Origin of the sequence: Methylacidiphilum infernorum V4 (genome assembly GCF_000019665.1) — a bacterium.
Classification (GTDB): Bacteria; Verrucomicrobiota; Verrucomicrobiia; order Methylacidiphilales; family Methylacidiphilaceae; genus Methylacidiphilum; species Methylacidiphilum infernorum.
Genome location: NC_010794.1, coordinates 1598105 through 1616211, shown reverse-complemented (window position 1 = coordinate 1616211; position 18107 = coordinate 1598105). Strand labels below are relative to the sequence as shown.

Genomic DNA, 18107 nt, shown 5'->3' with positions numbered 1-18107 from the left:
GGGACCCATACCCCGAGCTGATCTAGAAAATGAAAAAATACTTTTTTAATCCTCTATACTCTAGAAAACCGAAGGCTTTAAAAAGAAGGCGGATTTAAGCGGCCGATATCGTTTCTGTAGATCATGCCCTCGAAGCTGACCGTGCTTAATCTTCGGTAGGAAAAGGCTATGGCTTTTTCGAGAGATTGTCCGAAACCTACAGCGCAGAATACCCTGCCACCAGATGTCACCAGTTTGCCCTCGATTCTTTTTGTTCCTGAGTGAAAGAGAAGGCTTTGAGTTCTCTCTTCCTCGGTCAAGTTGTTATCGTTTAGGGTGATTTCTTTACCGATATCAAAAGTTTCAGGGTAACCTTTAGAAGCAATCACAACTCCAACATAATGCGAATTCTCCTTGAAGTGGACCTGGAGCTCATCGAGTTTTCTGGCCATAACGGCATCCGCAATTTCAACAAGAGAAGTATTCAAAGCGGGAATTAAAACCTGGGCTTCTGGATCCCCCAATCTTACATTGAACTCCAAAACAGCAGGACCATCTCGTGTAATGATTAAACCAATGTAAAGAACTCCCTGGTAGTCTATGGCTTCTTTTTGCAAAGCTTCCATTAAGGGAACTATAATTTTTTCCTCTACGGTGTTTTTGAGTTGGGTATCGAATAGGGGACTGGGGAAAAACGCTCCCATTCCTCCCGTATTCAGTCCCTTGTTTGAGTCTTCAATCTTTTTATAATCATGGACGGCAGCAAGTATTTTGTAGCTTTTTCCATCGAGGAGCAGAAAAAGAGACATTTCTACTCCTTCAAGAAATTCTTCGATAAGGATTTTTTTGCCCGCTGCACCGAAAAGCTTTTGATCCTTCAACTTTCTTATGGCCTGTTCAGCTTGCGAACTGTCAAAGGCGATAAGGACGCCTTTCCCAGAAGCGAGCCCATCGGCTTTAATGACTTGAGGGAATTTAAAGCTTTTACTGAAAGAAAGAGCATCCAGGGGATTGTCAAAAATGTGGCCGGAAGCTGTAGGAATTTTATAATGAACAAGGAATTCTTTCGCCCAAGCTTTGCTCCCTTCGAGCCTGGCTGCCCTTTTTTTGGGACCGATAATTTTCAGCCCGATTAAGTGAAATTTATCGGCAATGCCGTCGCAAAGCGGGGCTTCGGGACCAACCCAGGTGAGGTCTGGCCGATTTTCCCTAGCCCATTGGAAAAGATTATCCATGTCGCTTACACTGATGGGAAGATTTGTGCAGAACTCTTCGGTTCCTCCGTTTCCGGGAGCAACGAAAATTTCTTTTACAGAAGGGTCATTTTTCAGAGCCCAACACAGGGCATGTTCTCTACCCCCGCCACCAATCACAAGAACTTTCAAGGCCATTCCTTTCTTTTATTCAGTTGATCACCGCCCGGAAAACAAGGATTGCTATCCATGGTAAAAACCAATCTTCGGTTCTTTTTTTCTGTTCTCTCTATTCCGTTCCATCAGGCTTACTCACTGCTGCTTAGTCAAGAACAAAGCCGACAGGCTTACTCATTGAGGCCGGATGCAGCGCCATCTTGCAATAGCTTCCGGAGCCTTCCTCTCCACAGGCAAGACGGCCGGCGGAGCTCGCCGTAGTGGACAGGTGGCACTCCAGGTACTTCGCTCAAATTATGCATGAAAGCTCAAGAAAGCACAACTCTTGATTCAACTGTTCCGAACCCCTTTTAGAGTTAATTCAACATTTTTTACTTATACAGCCGATATTGTTTGTTGATTTTACTCAAAATCTATTATTTCTTCCAGGATTTGAAGTAAAAATCACGGTTCTTTTAAAACATAAATCCACGGTTCAGAAGGCAGATCCGATTGGCCGATCAGCAGTTCCGAACTATCGATCATTTTTACGTTATGCTTGCCCTCTAGGTACTTATCCAAGGGACGGATGTCTAGGTCTCCGCTTAAAGTTGTCTTAAAAGCAATGGGGATAATGAGACGAGCCCCAAGATCGGAAGTAATTTTATCAAGATCATCGTTGGAAAGAATTTCATTGCCAATGGGAAGAAACAAGACATCGACCTTTCCAAATTCAGCTAATTGATCCTTGGTCAAGGTATGGGCCAAGTCTCCTAGGTGTGCAAAAGTGATGTGATCAAGTTTAAAGACAAACGCCGTGTTTTTTCCATGCAACGAACCCTGGGATTTATCACGGAAAGTTTGTATCCCTTTGAAGATATGTCCACGGGCATTATTAGGTCCTACAGCGGTTATGCTTCTGAAGATCTGCGGTGTTCCGTACAGTTTTTCACCGGCTGACCTGTCTTCAGCTTCAGAACTGATTAAAACGACATCGGCTTGCAGGTGATCGGGGAACCTGTATTTAACCGTCTCATCCCCGTATGGATCGATGGCAACCCGGACTCCCGTCGATGAGATTAAGTAGACAAAGGCATGTCCGTACCACCTGATGAGAACTTGCCTTTCGGTTTCTCCCCAACATGGAGGGAAAAAGCTCAAAGAGAAGAGCGGTAAAAAAACAAAATACAGGAAAAAAGTTCTGAAAAGAGAAAAAAAGTCAATCTCTCCAACTTGCCCTTTCACGATCAGTTTTAATGTAGTCCTTCCCGGAGCCAACGGGGCTCGAACCCGCAACCCCTGCCGTGACAGGGCAGTGCTCTAACCAATTGAGCTATGGCTCCAAGTTGAGTAAAAAAAATGAGAAATCGTAAGGTTAATAATGACCATTGAGCCGATCTTTCTCAACAGAAAAATTTAGAATAAAGTCGGTATCCCTTCGTTGAGGAACCGTACGGAGGATAAAATTCCCCTTTTTTTTGCAGCCATGATCAGCCTATAGGCAGGTTCGTGAAGGGGTTCATAACTCATTCTATACGTCCCAAAATGCATGGGGACCATAATCTTGCCTCCCAATTCTTGAAAGGCTTGAACTGCTTTTTCTGGGTTAATATGGACATCACGGCCGGAGGGAGGATCATAGGCGCCTATGGGCATTAAAACAACTTCAGGTTTAAGCCTCTGGCCAATTTCTGGAAATTTCTCAAAATAGGCCGTGTCTCCGCAGTGATATACCGTTCTGCCATCAAATTTGATGCAATAGCCTCCATAGCCACGGTGGAAATCAGCTAACATTCTAGCCCCCCAGTGCTTAGCTGGTGTAAAAGTAATTTCTGTCCCTTCTATTTCGATTTTTTCCCACCAGTGCATTTCTACAATTTTTTCAAAACCTAGTCCTTGAACTAAACTTTTTACCCCCCTTGGAACAACAATGGGTTGTTTTTTGGCTATCGTTCTCAGCGTCTTTTTATTTAAATGGTCGAAATGGGCATGGGTGACAAGCACAAGGTCAATCGAAGGCAAAGCATCCAAGGCGATACCCGCTTTTTTTAGCCTTCTGATAATAAGCATCCAGTTTGCCCAGTTTGGATCGATCAAAATATTGTGCCTGGGAGTTTGTAATAGAAAAGAGGCATGGCCGACCCATGTCAGGCAGATCTGTCCGGGCTTTAGCTTTGGGAATTGTGGCCTGTGTTCGATGCCTTCTCTTTTTCGGAAAAAGGAAGACATCAGGATTTTTAAAAAAGACTCTTTTTTAATTCTTCTTAGAACAATAGGTTCCATATTTATCGGGAAGGTAGTGCTCTATTCTCCCTCTGTGACATAAAAAAAATTTTTGCAGGCTGGTTTTCCTCAATCTTTATGAATGTTTTGAAGAAGACTTTTTGGTTGGGCCCTTCGTTGACTGGAGGGTCGGTGATGAAGAAGAATGCACTCTATCAATCCGGTACAATATTCTTGCTTTTGTCAAATCGTGAGGGGACATTTCCAGCTTGACTCGATCGCCGTAAGTTAACCGGACAAAATTCTTTCTCATTTTTCCGGATATATGGGCGAGAACCTGGTGCTGGTTATCGAGTTCAACTCGAAACATGGTCCCAGGGAGAACAGCAACAATCGTACCTTCCAATTCTATCGTGTTTGCTGATGACATAGAAATATGAAAACAATCATAAAGCTTTCTTTTTTTGATGAAAGAAAAAAGGGAGTGGGTTCAAACCTACCAACCCTTTTTGATCCAGGGATCTAAGCTTGAAAGCTATCCCAGGGCATGAAATTGAATCACTCCGGTAACTTCTCGTTCCCAGCATTACCGTGGTGTTCGTGTTTATCATTATAAATTATGGTATGGTGGAACGAAAGAATGTCAAGGAAATTACAGCCAATGGATTGCCGATCTTAAGGAAAACAGGGAAGATCCCAAACAACAAGCTTTTAAGTCGTTATTGATGAATGAGCAGCCCATCAGGAATTCTCATTTTTTAACACGAGAATGTTTTTCGGTTCTTGAAGTGCAAAAATGTAATCCTTAAGAACATTCAGCGTTTCATTCATGACAAAATCATTTTTGGGAGAGGAATTAACCGTATCGTCTAATTTTTCATCAAGTATTTTGGTTTCGTCTGGCGTAAATTCCGCTGGAGGAGGGGCTTTTTCTGATGTTGCCGTTATGATTTTCGGCTCCTTGTGGTTTTTAACCGCTTCGATATCGTATTCGTATATCTTGTCGTAAGGAAATTTTTGTTCTGCCCTTGCCGTTTCATAATTTTTCTTCAGCAAGTTGAAATCTGCCTTCTCTTTTTTTCTCTGGGCTTCATTCAAGGAAACGAGCTTTTCAGACATCTTCTTTTTTAGAATCTCGATTTCCGAGTTCAAGTGGATAAAATCAAGGCTTGAAGAAATACGCTGCGCCGATCGTCGTTGCAGCACAGGGAGAATAGAGGGCAGATCATTATTGAATTTTTGAAAATTCATTGGGCTAATCTGGTCAGCGGGAAGGTAGTTGGGCAACGAAGATTCTCCGATTTCCAAGTAATCATCGAGGGAAGGAAAGGCGATATCCGAGGAGACCCCGTGCTGTTGGGTTGTTAATCCGGTAATGCGGTAGAACTTTTGAACGGTAATTTTGAGTCTTCCCGGATCGCCATGGAAATCCCAAGGCATGAAATCGGACAGAGATATCAAGGTCTGGACGGTTCCTTTCCCGTGAGACACCTGATCTCCCACGATAATGGCTCTTCCATAATCTTGCAGGGCTGCAGCAACAATTTCGGAAGCCGAGGCGCTAAATCGACTTATCAGGACGACCAAGGGTCCTCCATAACAATACCGGTTTGAGGAGATAAGGAAAGGCTGGATCCTTCCACGAAAGTCCTTCACTTGAACGACTGGGCCATCTTTTATAAATAAAGCCGTCATGTTTACGGCTTCTTCGAGCATTCCTCCTCCATTTTTTCTCAGATCGAGAACAAGGCCGGAAATTTTTTCTTTTTCTAACCTTTTTATTAAAAGGGCCACATCATCGCTCGATCTTTCGTAAAAACCGGGGAGCTGTATAACTCCATATCTTTCTATTTTGCCCTCTTTGGATGTTCTTTCATAAACAAAAGCCTTGGCCCGTTGTTCATTGAGTTTGACCTCGTCGCGGATAAGGGTGACCGACTTGCGCACGGAATCATCCGGGCTATCTGCTGGAATAACGATAAGGGTGACTTTCGTCCCTTTTTCTCCCCTGATCATTTCTACCACCTTGTTGAGCTTCATATCTACGACATCTACGGGTTCTCCCTTCTCTTGTTGAACGGCGACAATCCTGTCGTTGGGTTTTAGCCTTTTGTCTAGATCAGCAGGCCCCCCGGGAACGAGACTGACTATTTTAGGATAACCCTCTTCGGATTTCAGGACAGCCCCTATGCCCGTTAAGGATAGTTTTATGCTGTTAATTTCAAAATTTTTCGCTTCACTAGGAGATTGATAATCGGAATGAGGGTCATAGGCATGGGTAAGAGCATTGAGAAAGTAATCAAGAATTTCTTCTGAGTCGGCTTCCCTCATTTCTTTCAAAAGCCGGGCATATCTTCTTGCTATGGTCTTTTGGGTTTGTTCCGGTTTCTCGTTGGCCAGTTTTCCCTGGAGGAGTTCGAATTTTATTCTTTTTCTCCACAGATCCTTGGCTTCCTCTTCGGTTTTTGGCCAAGGCATTTTTGACCTGTCTGTTTGGTAAAACTCATCTTTTGTAAAGTCATGGGGAGCGGCCAGAAGACCTTCTATCAAGCTTTCCCTCTCGGTCAGCCTACGAATATACTTGGAATAAATGTCGAAAGCGGGTGTTAGATCCTCTTGGTAAATGTAGTCGAAAAGCCTTTTGCCGTATTTTTCGTTGAATTCGTCGATGTCGGATTGGAGGAAAACCATGTGGCTGAAATCCAGGGCGTCGAGATAATCTTTTAAAAAAAGTTGAGAAAGTTTTTCATCGGCGGGTTTCTGGGAAAAATGAGCTTGTTGAAGCAGGGAAGCTACAGTCTTTGCTACCTTGGCACATTGGGATTCGTTCAAGTCAGCATGGAGGGAATACTGTCCTGAAAACCCCATGAAAAGGAAAAACCCCGTTACAAAAAGAAAAAAATTGACCTTGGCTTTCATAAATATTCTTCTTTAAAATAAGTCCTAATTTTTTCTGGAATCAATACCCGACCATCCTCTTTTTGGTAATTCTCTAGGATTGCAGCTACAAGTCGTGGAAGAGCGGTTCCCGATCCATTGAGAGTATGGCACAGGATGTTTTTGCCCGAGGATGATTTATACCTCAAATTCATTCTTCTGGATTGAAAATTTTCCATGTTGCTGACAGAGGAGACTTCTAACCAACTTTGTATTCCCGGAGACCAGACTTCTAGATCGTAACATTTGGCTGCTCCAAATCCCATATCTTGAGAGGCGAGCAAAACGACCCTGTAACAAAGGTTAAGGGAACGCAGAATATTTTCGGCATGGCTGACCATTTCCTCTAGCGCTGTATAGGAGTTTTCGGGTTTTGTTATCTGGACAAGTTCAACCTTATCAAACTGGTGAAGTCGCAGTAAGCCGCGGGTATCTTTTCCTGCACTTCCTGCTTCTCTCCTAAAACAGGGTGTATAGGCCACGTACCGCAAGGGTAAAGAGCTTTCCGCAAGGATTTCATCTCTATGGAAATTGGTCAAGGGGACTTCGCCGGTAGGTATGAGATAGAGGTTATCTTTATCGGTTGCATACATGTCTAGGGCGAATTTGGGAAGATGGCCCGTGCCCCTCATACAATCTTCTGTAACCAAGTAGGGAGGCCAAAGTTCTTTATATCCATGCTCTTCGGTATGGATGGTGAGCATAAATTGGATCAGTGCACGCTGGAGTTTTGCTCCATTGCCTGTAAAAAGAGAAAAACCGCTTCCAGAAAGTTTTGCTCCCCTTTCCAGGTCAAGTATCCCCAGTTCCCTACCCAGTTCCCAATGGGTTTTTAATGGGAAATTCGCCTGCCTGGGTTCTCCCCATGTTTTTACAACCTTGTTGGCTTCGGGCCCACCGGTAGGGACAGAATCATGGGGGATATTGGGCAGAGAAAGAAGCAGAGTATTAATCTGGTTTTCAAATTGGATAAGCTCTTTTTCCATTTCTTCTATTCTAGAGCCCATTTTTTTTAACTCTGAAAATTGTCCTTCGACGTTTTCTCCCTTGATTTTTTTTAAACCGATTTCTTTGCTTTGCTTATTTCTTAAGGCTCGATACTTTTCTATTTCGCTTTGCAGGGATCTTTTCTTGAAATCGAGCTCGAAAATGTGATCAAGGAGAGTTTCTAATCCCTTGGATCGAAGGGCCAATTTCTGCTTTGTCTGGGCTAAGTTATGTCTAATGAGTTGGATATCGAGCATACGAGGTAGTTGTTCAAGGGACCTTTTTTTATCGCAACATTATAAAATTAAAACTTTTACATAATAATAGTTTCAACAGGAAACAATCGATAGCGAAAATAAATTTTTACCGTTTTGGTTTTGCTTAGATTGATGCGGGCATGAATGAAATAATAGAGGATTTTTGTAAAGTTTTCATCGCTTGTTAATCTTTTCTCAATCAAACTCCCTTTTTTTCTATTTGAATCAGGATCGACAAGACCATGGTGAAAAAGGCTTGTTTTCTAGATTTCCCTGGAAAAGGAAAGCATGGCTTCGGTCAATGAAAGCTTGTCTTTTTTAAAGAAGGGTCACCTTTCAAAACTTTTCTTCCCAAAACTTCATGTAATGTCTTCCCCCGTTAAGGCGTTAACAATTTTAAATTCCTCGTAATTGATTCTCGGATCGGTCCGAAAGTAAAGTTTACCCTGCATTCTACGTTCCAGATCCACAAGAAGCTCTTCATCTTCAGATTTTAACCTGTCCAAAACGAAACCATTCAAAATCACTCTTAGTTCCTTTACTTCGGGATGAAGGCGAATGACCCGGTTGATCGCCCTTTGAATTTCGATGCTCATCGTTTCCGGGGATTTAACCATCCCCCGGCCATGACAATGGGGACAGGGAACATAGAGAGAATGCCAGATACTTTCTTGGACTCTTTGCCTGGTCATTTCTACAAGCCCGAAGGAAGATATAGGAAGCAGGTTTATTTTTGCTCTGTCTTTTCTGACGCATTCTTTAAGCTTTTCGAAAACCAGGTGCTGATCTCGACGAGATTTCATGTCGATAAAATCGATTACGACCAGTCCTCCTATATTCCTTAGCCTGAGTTGACGGGATATCTCGGCAGCGGCTTCTATGTTGGTTTTAAGGATCATATTGTCCTGGTCTTTCCCCACTTTAGCTTTCCCCGTATTGACATCTATGGCCACAAGAGCTTCTGTTTCATCAATGATAATGTAGCCTCCGCTGGGCAACTCGACTTTGCGCATGAAGGCCGTGTCTATTTGCCTCTCGATATTGAGCTTTTCAAAGAGCGGGATGGGTTCGTTATAATAAATTATTTTTTTTTGAGATCTTTTGGAGATCTGGGCGACAAGGTCTTTTATTCTTTTCACTTCGTTTTCATCATCGATGTAAATCTTTTCCACGTCATCGGTGAGGAAATCCCTTACGGTTCTTTCAATGAGATCGGGTTCCATGTAGAGTAAAACCGGGGCGGGGCATTCCCTCATTTTCTGTTCTATGGCGTTCCACTTTTGCAAGAGAATAGCTAGGTCTCTCACAAAATACCTGGATTTTTGACCTTCCCCGACGGTTCTTATGATTACTCCCATTCCCTCGGGAATACGGAGTTCGTTTAAAATTTTCCTTAGTCTTGCCCGTTCCTTGGGATCTTCAATTTTCCTGGATATGCCGAATTGCTCATTATAGGGCATTAACACGAGATACCTCCCTGCCAGGGTAATGTTCGTCGTTACCCGGGGTCCTTTTGTACCGATAGGACCCTTGGTGACCTGGACAACGACTTCTGAACCTGGAGGATAAATATTGGGGATATCTTCAGCCCTGGGAAGGCGGGCTTTTGATTTTGTCCCTTTTCTCTCAAAGAGTTCTATCCCTGCATCTAGGGCTGCAGGGATGGCATCCCAGAAATGCAGAAAAGCGTTTTTGCCGATCCCGATATCCACGAAAAGAGCCTTTAAACCTTGATCGATATTATTGACTCGGCCCTTATAGATGTTCTGTGCGATTTCTTTTTGGCTCCCTCTTTCGATCGCGAATTCTTCGAGAAGTCCTTCATCGAGTAGGGCAACTCGCCTTTCCAGAGGTTCACAGCTAATCGCTATTTCTTTGTTTGATCTTTTTTTGGGATGACGAACCAGTTGTTTGATGCGATCGAAAATCATAACGAAAATCTCCATCTGCCTGACCGGGAAAATAGGAGAAGTCAAGGCCGATTGTGGGTTGATTAAATTCCAGGATTGCTTGTAAACAGGCAAAGAGAAGAAAAAGGGGATAAGATATGATTATTTTTGTCGTCGAATCCATATGCTTTCTACAAGTCCCAATCCGATTAAACAAATAATTAAAAAAGTTCCTCCATAACTGATAAAAGGCAAGGGAATTCCCGTAATCGGGACGACTTTTATTGTCATACCTATGTTTACAAATATATGGGTAAAGAGCATTGCCGCTACTCCCCCCGCAACCAGGGAACCCGTCAGGTCCTTCGCAAAAAAAGCAGCTCTTAGGCATAACAAAAGGACGATTCCTTCAGCTAAAATAACACTGCTGCCTCCAATAAATCCCCATTCTTCTCCGATGACCGAGAAAATAAAATCGTTATAAGCGATATTTTTCGGTAAGAACCCAAGCATATTCTGAGTGCCTTTGAGGAAACCTTTACCCGAAAAATTTCCTGAACCGATGGCGATCAAGGATTGGTTGATCGTCCAGCCCGAACCCAATGGATCGAGATTGGGATCAAAGAAAGTCCGGATACGATTCATCTGGTAGGGTTTTAAGCCGGGAATATCCCACCCCAGATGAGCGACTCCGATGTAAGCATAAAGCAAGATAAACAAAATAAAAAGAATGGGGATCAGTAAATATCTCTTCTTGAGACCCCCGATGAAAAGTTGGGCAAAAAGAATAGGAATAAAAACGCCCGCTGAACCCAAGGCAGGTTGCTTCAATATAAGGATAACGGGGATGAATGCAGCCACGGATAGGGTTAAAAAGGAGACGATCTGCCTATGTTTGAACCGGTCCAACCAAAAGCTTCCAAAAAGGATAAAGGCAAGCTTGCATAGTTCGGCCGGCTCGATCCCGATACCGCCGAAGCGAAGCCAGCTTTTGGCTCCATTGACAGTCTGGCCTATGAGTAGGACGAGGATAAGAAGGGGAATGGTGGCCAGAAAAAGAATCCAACTCCATTTAACGATAGCATGATAGTCGAGAAAAGAAACTACAAAGAAAATAACCAACCCTATGAGCAGCCATAGAAATTGAGAAAAGGGTGCGTTGCGGAATTCTGCGCTGGGACTGGAATAGGTGGCGCTATAAACGACGGCGATGCCGAACAAGGATAAACCGAGTACAATCAAGAAAAGCAACCAATCAAATTTGAAAAATTGGTCGAAAAAGCTGAACTGTTTTTGTTTTTTGTTGATGGGGTTTTCTTCGGTATAAGATTGCTTGTCCATAATCAGTTGTCGGAGTCGTCTTCTTCGGGTTGGGTATGGGATGAAGGAGCGGGTTGAGAAGACCCGGCTTCATGTTTTTTATACTCGGTTAGACCATTGAAATTGCCTATCGCCGGTTTCAGGTAGGTCAATTCTGGATTGTGGCCCTTTTCGATATCGAAAATGCCTTGAAGAATCTTTTTGGCGATCGGGGCGGCTGTTGCTCCTCCGCTCACTCCTCCTTCTACAAGAATACAGAAAGCATAGCGGGGAGAATCGTAGGGAGCGAACCCTACAAACCAGGCGCGGGTATCGTTATACAGTTTGCCCCCTAGTTTCTTCGTGGCTTGAGCAGAACCCGTTTTCCCCGCTATCTTTATCCCTTCAATCTTGGCATTGGCCCCCGTTCCATCTTCCACTACACCCAGCATGGCCGCTTTTACCGATTCCAGGTCCTGGGGACTCACGTCGAGCTGGGAGTGTACTCTTGGAGGTACAGAAATTTTGATTTCGCCCTTGTTATTAGAAACTCCTTGAACCAGGCGAGGATAATAAAGGGTTCCCCCGTTAGCTATGGCCGCAACAAAAAGAGCCATTTGAAGAGGTGTCACCTGCAAAAAACCTTGTCCAATGGAAATATTGGCCGTATGGGCTGTCGACCATCTTTCTAAAGGATATTTTTGTTTCATCCATTCGGGGCCGGGAAGGATTCCAGGGGATTCACCGGGCAAAGGAATGCCTGTTGGTTGCCCAAATCCCGCCAAGGCCGCCATCTGATCGATGTTTTGTATTCCTGTTTTTATCCCTACTTGGTAGAAAAAGGTATTGCAGGAGTAGCGAATACCGTCATAGAGGGTAATATCTCCACGACCCGATTTTGTCCAGTCATGAAAGAGGTGATCGCCGATGTAAATGGCCGCAGGGGAGTTAATGACCGTTTTAGGAGTAATAGCGCCGGATTTCAAGGCCGCTAAAGCGATCAAGAGTTTAAAAGTCGATCCGGGGGGATAGGAAGAAATGGCCCTGTTGACCAAGGGATTTGTAGGATCGGTAATGAGTTTTTGCCAGTTTTCTTGAGAAATTTTAGGAATAAAGTCATTGGGATCGAAGTTGGGGACAGAACACATGGCCAGAATGTCACCCGTATTGGGATCAATGATGACGGCAGCACCCCTTCCTACCGATCTCAGGGCTGTTTCAACAATGTATTGTATCCTTGTATCAATGCTTAAATAGACGCAATCACCCAATTGCGGAGCAATATAACTTTCTTCATTGACGACATAGCCCCGGTAATTAACCCGAAGCATCCTTCCCCCGGGTTTGCCTTGAAGCTGCCCATCCATGTATTTTTCAATACCCCATTTGCCCACCATATCCAGGGAATTACCGTCGGCCGAAACCCTTTCTTTATCATCAGGTGGGGCTACATAGCCAAGGATATGAGAGGCCAATGCTCCATAGTTGTAATATCGTATAGGTCTAACAGAGATGTCTATTCCAGGAACACCCAGGTTTTGTTCTTCGAACCGGGCTACGGTCGCATAATCAAGATCGGTCCTAAGGGAATAGGGAACGGAGGGGCTTACAAAGTAGTGTCTTTGGAGCTCCTTGGGATCAATTTTTACGGCTAATTGGAGAGCTTTGAGAATAGGGGCAAGATCGGTCATGACTATTTTATAAATGTCTGGTTCTTTCCTCAAAACGACATTGCCTCCCATTACCCTTTGCACTTCGATCCGAGGTATTTTGCCTTTATGTCTTCGGGGAAAATCTCTAACGAGCTCGTCAAGATAAAGATCAATTTCAAACATCGCCCTATTTTCGGCTAGCCCTATGCCATTTTTATCCAGGATTGGTCCCCGGGCCCCCGGTAGGCGAAGGGATATGGTCGTCTGGTTTCTCAATTTCGAAGCATAAGATTTACCTTCGTAAACCTGGATCACCCAGAGCCGAGATAAAAGGATTCCCATGCTGAAAACTACACCTATGGATAGGAGGATGATTCTAAATCTCACCGAATGGCGTAATCCAGAGGGAGGGGTAGTCATAACAAAAATTCAGCCTGCAATCATTCTAAGATAAATTATCCTTTTTTTGAGGGAAAGAGGGAAAAAGTTCCTCCTTAGCGGTTGGAATGTGGAGAAGAAAAAATAAAAGATCCATAACGAAATACAGGGGAAGGGCTAACAGCGTGGATAAAAAAGCGATCGATACCAATTTCGTCCAAAATTCCATGGTCCAATGCCACTGGTGGCTTTCAAATTCGTAAAGGAAATAGTTCATAAGGGAGTAGAAAAAAACCCCTACCGCTGCGCAAGGAAAAACCATCCAACGATTCCCGATCTTTTCCAGGTAGGGTTTAAGAATACTGATAAAGAGAAAAAGAGAAGTGAGGCAAAGGGAAGTGGTGCCAAAAGTTCCGGGTATGACTATATCGGAAAGAATGCCTGCATACAGGGAAAAACTAAAGGCATAAAAAAAAGGCAATTTCAGGGTAAAATAAATGACAAAAAGGCTGCTCAGTTCAGGCTTGGCATTAAAGAAGGCTAGCTCGGGGATAATCATTTGGCCAAAAACGGATAGAAATCCAATAACCAAAAATAAAACGATGAGAGCAGACATGGTTTAAAGGGCCTACTGCCGTTTCCCGATCAAAATAACAAACATTTCATTGAGCTGGGATAGATCAACCCCCGTGTCCAGAATCGCCTCCCGGTAAAGCCCAAAATTGTGAGAGGCATCCAAGGGTTCTACCTGAACCACGCTGCCGATATATAAACCCGGAGGAAATACGCCTCCCAGCCCGCTGGTTAACACCCTTTCTCCTACACCTACCTGGCTATTTCTTGGGAGGTAAACCAGGCGCGAATACGGTTTGTTTTCACCGTTAGTCCCTGCACCGATAACGAGTCCCTGATCCTTTGAGACTTCAGTCATTGCCGAAATTTTACAATTTTCGTTGGTCAAGAGAATGACTTCGGTTGTATGTCTTGCTACTATGCCGGTTTTCCCCACTACTCCTCTTGGGGTGACCACCGGCAAATCAGAGTAAAGTTCACTTTCGTCAGCCCAACCCACGTCAATCAATATATCGTTCCACCAATTCGTGGGGTCCCTGCTTATGACCCTGCAGGCCAATAGCCTATACCGGGATGAATGGCGAAAAGAAAGCATCTCTTTCAACCTTTCGTTTTCCTCGCGCAGATGGGCTAGATAGCTATTTTCCATGGCCAGTTGGGCATTTTTTGCTTTCAGTTCTTTGAGTTCCACTTGCACTTGATCCAGTGTCTTTAGACTGGAAGTATACTCGTCAATGGTTTTTACCGTTTTGTCCCAAACCCAAATAACGGGAGAAAAGACTTCCAATCCCAGCTTATGAATGGAATTTTGCCAGGATTTAGGCAGAAAAAGTCCGATGAAAACCAGGAAAAGGGCACCCAAAAAAATGAAAATGGCCGCTCTATAGTAGGCGATCTTCGAAAACGGACTTTCTTCTTTTTCCTCGAACAGGGTAGAAGTCTCCTTTTCTACAGGTGATTTCCGCATGTGAAAAAAAGGCAGTTTCAAGGGGAACTATCGCTTAATGCATCGCCGATTTGGCAATTTTATTGAGATACTGGTATTCTTCAAGTATTTTTCCAGTGCCTTCCGCAACGGCGCTCAAAGGATCCTCGGCAATATATACGGGCAAAGCGGTTTCCTCCGCCAAAAGCCTATCAATCCCTCGCAAAAGAGCTCCCCCTCCAGCAAGGACTATTCCCCGCTCTACCAGGTCAGCGGAAAGTTCAGGAGGACACCGTTCCAGGGTCACGCGTACGGAGTCCACGATGACCGAAATGGGATCCATCATCGCCTCTCTGACCTCTTGAGAAGTGATCGTTAATGTCTTGGGTAGGCCTGCCACCAGATCCCTTCCCCTGACCTCCATGACCGTCTCTTTCTCCAAGGGATAGGCTGATCCGATTTTGATTTTAATTTCTTCTGCCGTTCTTTCTCCAATCATTAAATTATAAGCTCTTCTCAAGTAATTGACTATGGCTTCATCCATTTCATCTCCGGCCACCCTTACGCTGCGGCTGTAAACAATTCCGGAGAGAGAAATGATGGCTACTTCTGTCGTCCCTCCCCCTATGTCGATGATCATGTTACCCGAAGCTTCATGTACAGGTAATCCTACTCCAATAGCTGCAGCCATGGGCTCTTCGACCAGGAAAACCTCTCTAGCCCCTGCATGTTTTGCCGATTCTTGAACAGCCCTTCTTTCCACCTCGGTTATCCCGCTGGGGACAGCAACAACAACCCTGGGTCTACGGAGTCGGAAATGGGTTTGGACCTTATGAATAAAGGCTTTCAGCATGGATTCGGTCAAATAGAAATCGGTAATTACTCCATCCTTTAAGGGTCTTACAGCCACGATATTTCCAGGTGTTCTGCCCAGCATCCTCTTGGCTTCTTCCCCCACGGCAAGGACATTTTTTGTCCCTTGATATACAGCAACAACGGTTGGCTCTCTCATGACAATGCCTTTACCCCGGATGTAAACCAACGTGTTGGCCGTTCCTAAATCGATGCCGATGTCATTGCCAAAAAGGGAACTCAAGGACCGAAGGATGGAAAAAGTCTTTTGCTGAACCTGTTTTCCTCCTTCCAATAACCGAGGATAATTTTTAGATAGAACATCAGGGGATGGTTGAACGGTATTCTGGTTTAAATTCATCTCTGCTTAAAATTAATGTTTTTGAATGAAACCATAAAGAAAAAATATGCTATTGAGTTGTGAAGAAAGGGGAAAAGGGAAAGCAATTGGAGAAAAAAAAGGGTTCACTTTTCTATATAATGATTTTAAAAAGGCCAAAAAGAAAGTAAATTTGTTTCATTTTGCAAACGGCTACCGATGAATCTTCCTATTGAAAAATCCTTGATCATAGTGGGTTCCATTTCAACTCGATATGGAGTAAAAACCGCTTTCGACAACCATCTTGCTGTAGATCTATTGGAGTATCGGCTGGACTCCATCCTTTTGGATATGAATGTAAAAGAGGCCCTGGAGGAATTGCAAAGTACTCTAGGCTGCCGCACCCTCCCGGCATTGCTTACCATTAGATCAAAAAAAGAAGGGGGCATGCTTCAGTTGTCGGATGGCCAGAGGATAGAGCTTTTTGAAAGATTGTATCCTTTCGTGGATAGCGTAGACTTGGAATGGCAGGAATTTCCCAAGGTTTTTCAAGTTTATTCCCTTTATAAAAAAGGGGGGAAAAAAATTATTCTTTCTATCCATTCTTTAGATCGTTTTTTAAATCTTGAAACTCTTCTTTCTTCGCTTCCCGAGATAAAACGGCTTGAAGCTGACTTTGTCAAACTTGCCGTTAGAATAGAGGAGCTCTCTCAACTAAAAACCTTGACGAATCTTTTCTTTTCTTATCCGGATATTCCCTGGGCTTTAATGGGTATAGGGAAGTATTCCACCCTGTCTCGGATTGTTTTATCCGCTTTGGGTTCCCGGCTTGTTTACGGCTACGTGGACAGGCCTGCAGCTCTTGGACAACCTTCAGTATTCGATTTAAAAGAAAGCTTCCAAAGACTGGGGATTATTGGGAAAGAGAGGTAAAAATAAAAGCGGCCTTCAATTTAACAGGGCGTCTATGGGAACAAAGCTTTCGGGCAGAACGACGATTTCTGTTAACGCATAGGCATGAATAGGAAAAGGAAAAAGCGACCACCATTCTTTTCCCTCCTTTTTTATAACTACCCACAAAAAATACTGGCCGGGAGTAAACTTAGGATTTTGATCGAGCCTCCGCCATTCAAAATGGCCATCCGGATCCAGCGGTATTTTTTCCCTAACGCTGTTTTGCGGAATCTTTTCGAGATCGTTTAAAAAACGCTCTTTAATTTTCCGTTCGGTTTCTTCCGCTTGAGCCAGCTCTCTTTCGTTATTAGCATATTCTTGTTCTAGCGGAGCGATCTCAAGTTCGCTGTCCTGGATGCGAGATTGGATGCGTAGGATTTGTTCTCGTAAAGCTTGGACTTTTGGACCGAGTTCAGATTGAATTTCCTTGGTTTTTAATTTAAGTTCCGTCCTTTTTTTTTCATTTTCTGTTTCAAAGCTATGCCACTTTTTTAGTTCTTCTTCAGCCCATTGTCGTTCTTTGACAGGATCTATTTCGGGTGGAGGGTTGTACAAGGCAAGGTTATAAGCATTGACCCATGCTTCAGGAGAATTGGCTTCGGCCGACGAGATATTAAAATCTATGCCTAACTGTTGAGCCTTTTGTTGAAAACGTTCTTTGAGTTCCTCAAGCCTTTTATCGTATTCTTGATCAAGCAGTACACCCTCATTTTTCCAGAGATGATCGGCTTTTTCCTGGTATTCTTTAGCTACAATTTGAATCTCGGTTTCAGCAACATGTTCCTGCTGTTTGAGCAGTCTAAGCCTTTCATTGAGCGCTGTAATATCCGTCCTTGCTTTTTTGAGGTTCTCCCTTTTATTCTGGATTTCTTCCAAACAAGGTCCTATTTCATTGAGGTAATTTTCCCTTAGTGCTTTTACGTCCCCCGAGAAATCATGAACGAGATAAATCTCTTTGGGCATGGAAATACCTTTAACCGCTATCCAACCGCTGATCCGAGTTTCCCTAAAAGAGTAATATGCGCCAAATCCGGCGGCCAATGTTCCTACATAAAGAAAGAGGCGCAAAAGAAGTCCCACCCATTTCCTCCGGGAGGAAAATCCGGAGGCCTTTTTTGCTTCTTTAGGGGTTAAAGAAACCGAAGAGGTATTCTTTGGAGGGGGATGGTTTTTTCTTGTGGTCCGCTCCAAAATTAAAGGAGAAGGTTTTGGGTTGGCTTTTTCTCTAGGGCTTTTATGTTCTTTTCGGGATAATGGAGAATGTCCATTGGGAAAATAGGGCTTTGCCGTGGAAGGGGAAGGAGCAAAGGGCTCTTTGAAAAGACCATCTTTGGGTAGAGAGCCCAGTTTTCGGGGAGGAGGATGTTTTTTGTTTTGGGCTAAGAGATGGGGAGGAAGAGTATTTCTTGGTCCTATTTTTTGGGGGAATGATCTTTTGGGGATAGAACCGTCGATTGGATTTCCTTGGGGAGGAAAACGGAAAGGATATCCAGGTGGGTTTTGGGATATTCCTTCAAAATCCATAATCTTAAGT

The 18107-nt window shown here is 43.8% G+C and carries 14 protein-coding genes and 1 tRNA gene; 1 reads left to right on the top strand and 14 read right to left on the bottom strand.

Annotation, left to right across the window (positions count from 1 at the left end):
• Positions 1 to 77: 77 nt before the first annotated feature.
• The 13 genes from purD to MINF_RS07585 form a co-directional block, all read right to left on the bottom strand.
• Positions 78 to 1370: a phosphoribosylamine--glycine ligase gene (gene purD / locus MINF_RS07640; RefSeq protein ID WP_012464064.1), complete on the bottom strand. Its 1293-nt coding sequence runs from the start codon at positions 1368 to 1370 to the stop codon at positions 78 to 80.
• A gap of 423 nt (positions 1371 to 1793) precedes the next feature.
• Positions 1794 to 2573: an MBL fold metallo-hydrolase gene (locus MINF_RS11005; RefSeq protein WP_187146929.1), complete on the bottom strand. Its 780-nt coding sequence runs from the start codon at positions 2571 to 2573 to the stop codon at positions 1794 to 1796.
• A 24-nt stretch (positions 2574 to 2597) separates the two neighbouring features.
• Positions 2598 to 2671: transfer RNA gene (locus MINF_RS07635), tRNA-Asp, on the bottom strand.
• 73 nt (positions 2672 to 2744) lie between these two features.
• Positions 2745 to 3611, bottom strand: coding sequence for an MBL fold metallo-hydrolase (locus MINF_RS07630; RefSeq protein ID WP_012464062.1), 867 nt, complete (start codon positions 3609 to 3611; stop codon positions 2745 to 2747).
• A 76-nt stretch (positions 3612 to 3687) separates the two neighbouring features.
• Positions 3688 to 3981: a translation initiation factor IF-1 gene (infA, locus tag MINF_RS07625; RefSeq protein ID WP_048810269.1), complete on the bottom strand. Its 294-nt coding sequence runs from the start codon at positions 3979 to 3981 to the stop codon at positions 3688 to 3690.
• A gap of 311 nt (positions 3982 to 4292) precedes the next feature.
• On the bottom strand, positions 4293 to 6470 hold the full coding sequence (locus MINF_RS07620) for a carboxy terminal-processing peptidase (RefSeq protein WP_012464060.1): 2178 nt from the start codon (positions 6468 to 6470) through the stop codon (positions 4293 to 4295).
• Positions 6467 to 7732 (bottom strand): serine--tRNA ligase, encoded by a 1266-nt coding sequence (gene serS, locus MINF_RS07615; protein ID WP_012464059.1) that lies wholly within the window; start codon positions 7730 to 7732, stop codon positions 6467 to 6469. The genes MINF_RS07620 and serS overlap by 4 nt, the downstream gene beginning before the upstream one ends.
• A 359-nt stretch (positions 7733 to 8091) precedes the next feature.
• Positions 8092 to 9663, bottom strand: a complete 1572-nt coding sequence (locus MINF_RS07610; protein WP_048810516.1) for an Rne/Rng family ribonuclease — start codon at positions 9661 to 9663, stop codon at positions 8092 to 8094.
• A gap of 120 nt (positions 9664 to 9783) precedes the next feature.
• Entirely contained in the window at positions 9784 to 10962 is a 1179-nt protein-coding gene (locus MINF_RS07605; RefSeq protein WP_012464055.1) for an FtsW/RodA/SpoVE family cell cycle protein, read from the bottom strand.
• A gap of 2 nt (positions 10963 to 10964) precedes the next feature.
• Positions 10965 to 12992, bottom strand: a complete 2028-nt coding sequence (gene mrdA / locus MINF_RS07600) for a penicillin-binding protein 2 (protein ID WP_012464054.1) — start codon at positions 12990 to 12992, stop codon at positions 10965 to 10967.
• A 25-nt stretch (positions 12993 to 13017) separates the two neighbouring features.
• The gene (locus tag MINF_RS07595; protein ID WP_012464053.1) at positions 13018 to 13566 is read right to left on the bottom strand and encodes a hypothetical protein; all 549 of its coding nucleotides are present in this window, start codon (positions 13564 to 13566) and stop codon (positions 13018 to 13020) included.
• 12 nt (positions 13567 to 13578) lie between these two features.
• Positions 13579 to 14490, bottom strand: a complete 912-nt coding sequence (gene mreC, locus MINF_RS07590; RefSeq protein WP_048810268.1) for a rod shape-determining protein MreC — start codon at positions 14488 to 14490, stop codon at positions 13579 to 13581.
• Between the two features lie 34 nt (positions 14491 to 14524).
• A complete protein-coding gene (locus MINF_RS07585) occupies positions 14525 to 15661 on the bottom strand; it encodes a rod shape-determining protein (RefSeq protein ID WP_012464051.1) in 1137 nt (378 codons plus the stop codon).
• Between the two features lie 177 nt (positions 15662 to 15838).
• Here MINF_RS07585 and MINF_RS07580 point away from each other — a divergent pair, with 177 nt between their 5' ends.
• The gene (locus MINF_RS07580) at positions 15839 to 16552 is read left to right on the top strand and encodes a type I 3-dehydroquinate dehydratase (protein ID WP_012464049.1); all 714 of its coding nucleotides are present in this window, start codon (positions 15839 to 15841) and stop codon (positions 16550 to 16552) included.
• A 15-nt stretch (positions 16553 to 16567) separates the two neighbouring features.
• Here the strand turns inward: MINF_RS07580 and MINF_RS07575 are convergent, their stop codons facing one another.
• Positions 16568 to 18097, bottom strand: a complete 1530-nt coding sequence (locus MINF_RS07575) for a coiled-coil domain-containing protein (RefSeq protein WP_012464048.1) — start codon at positions 18095 to 18097, stop codon at positions 16568 to 16570.
• Between the last annotated feature and the right edge of the window lie 10 nt (positions 18098 to 18107).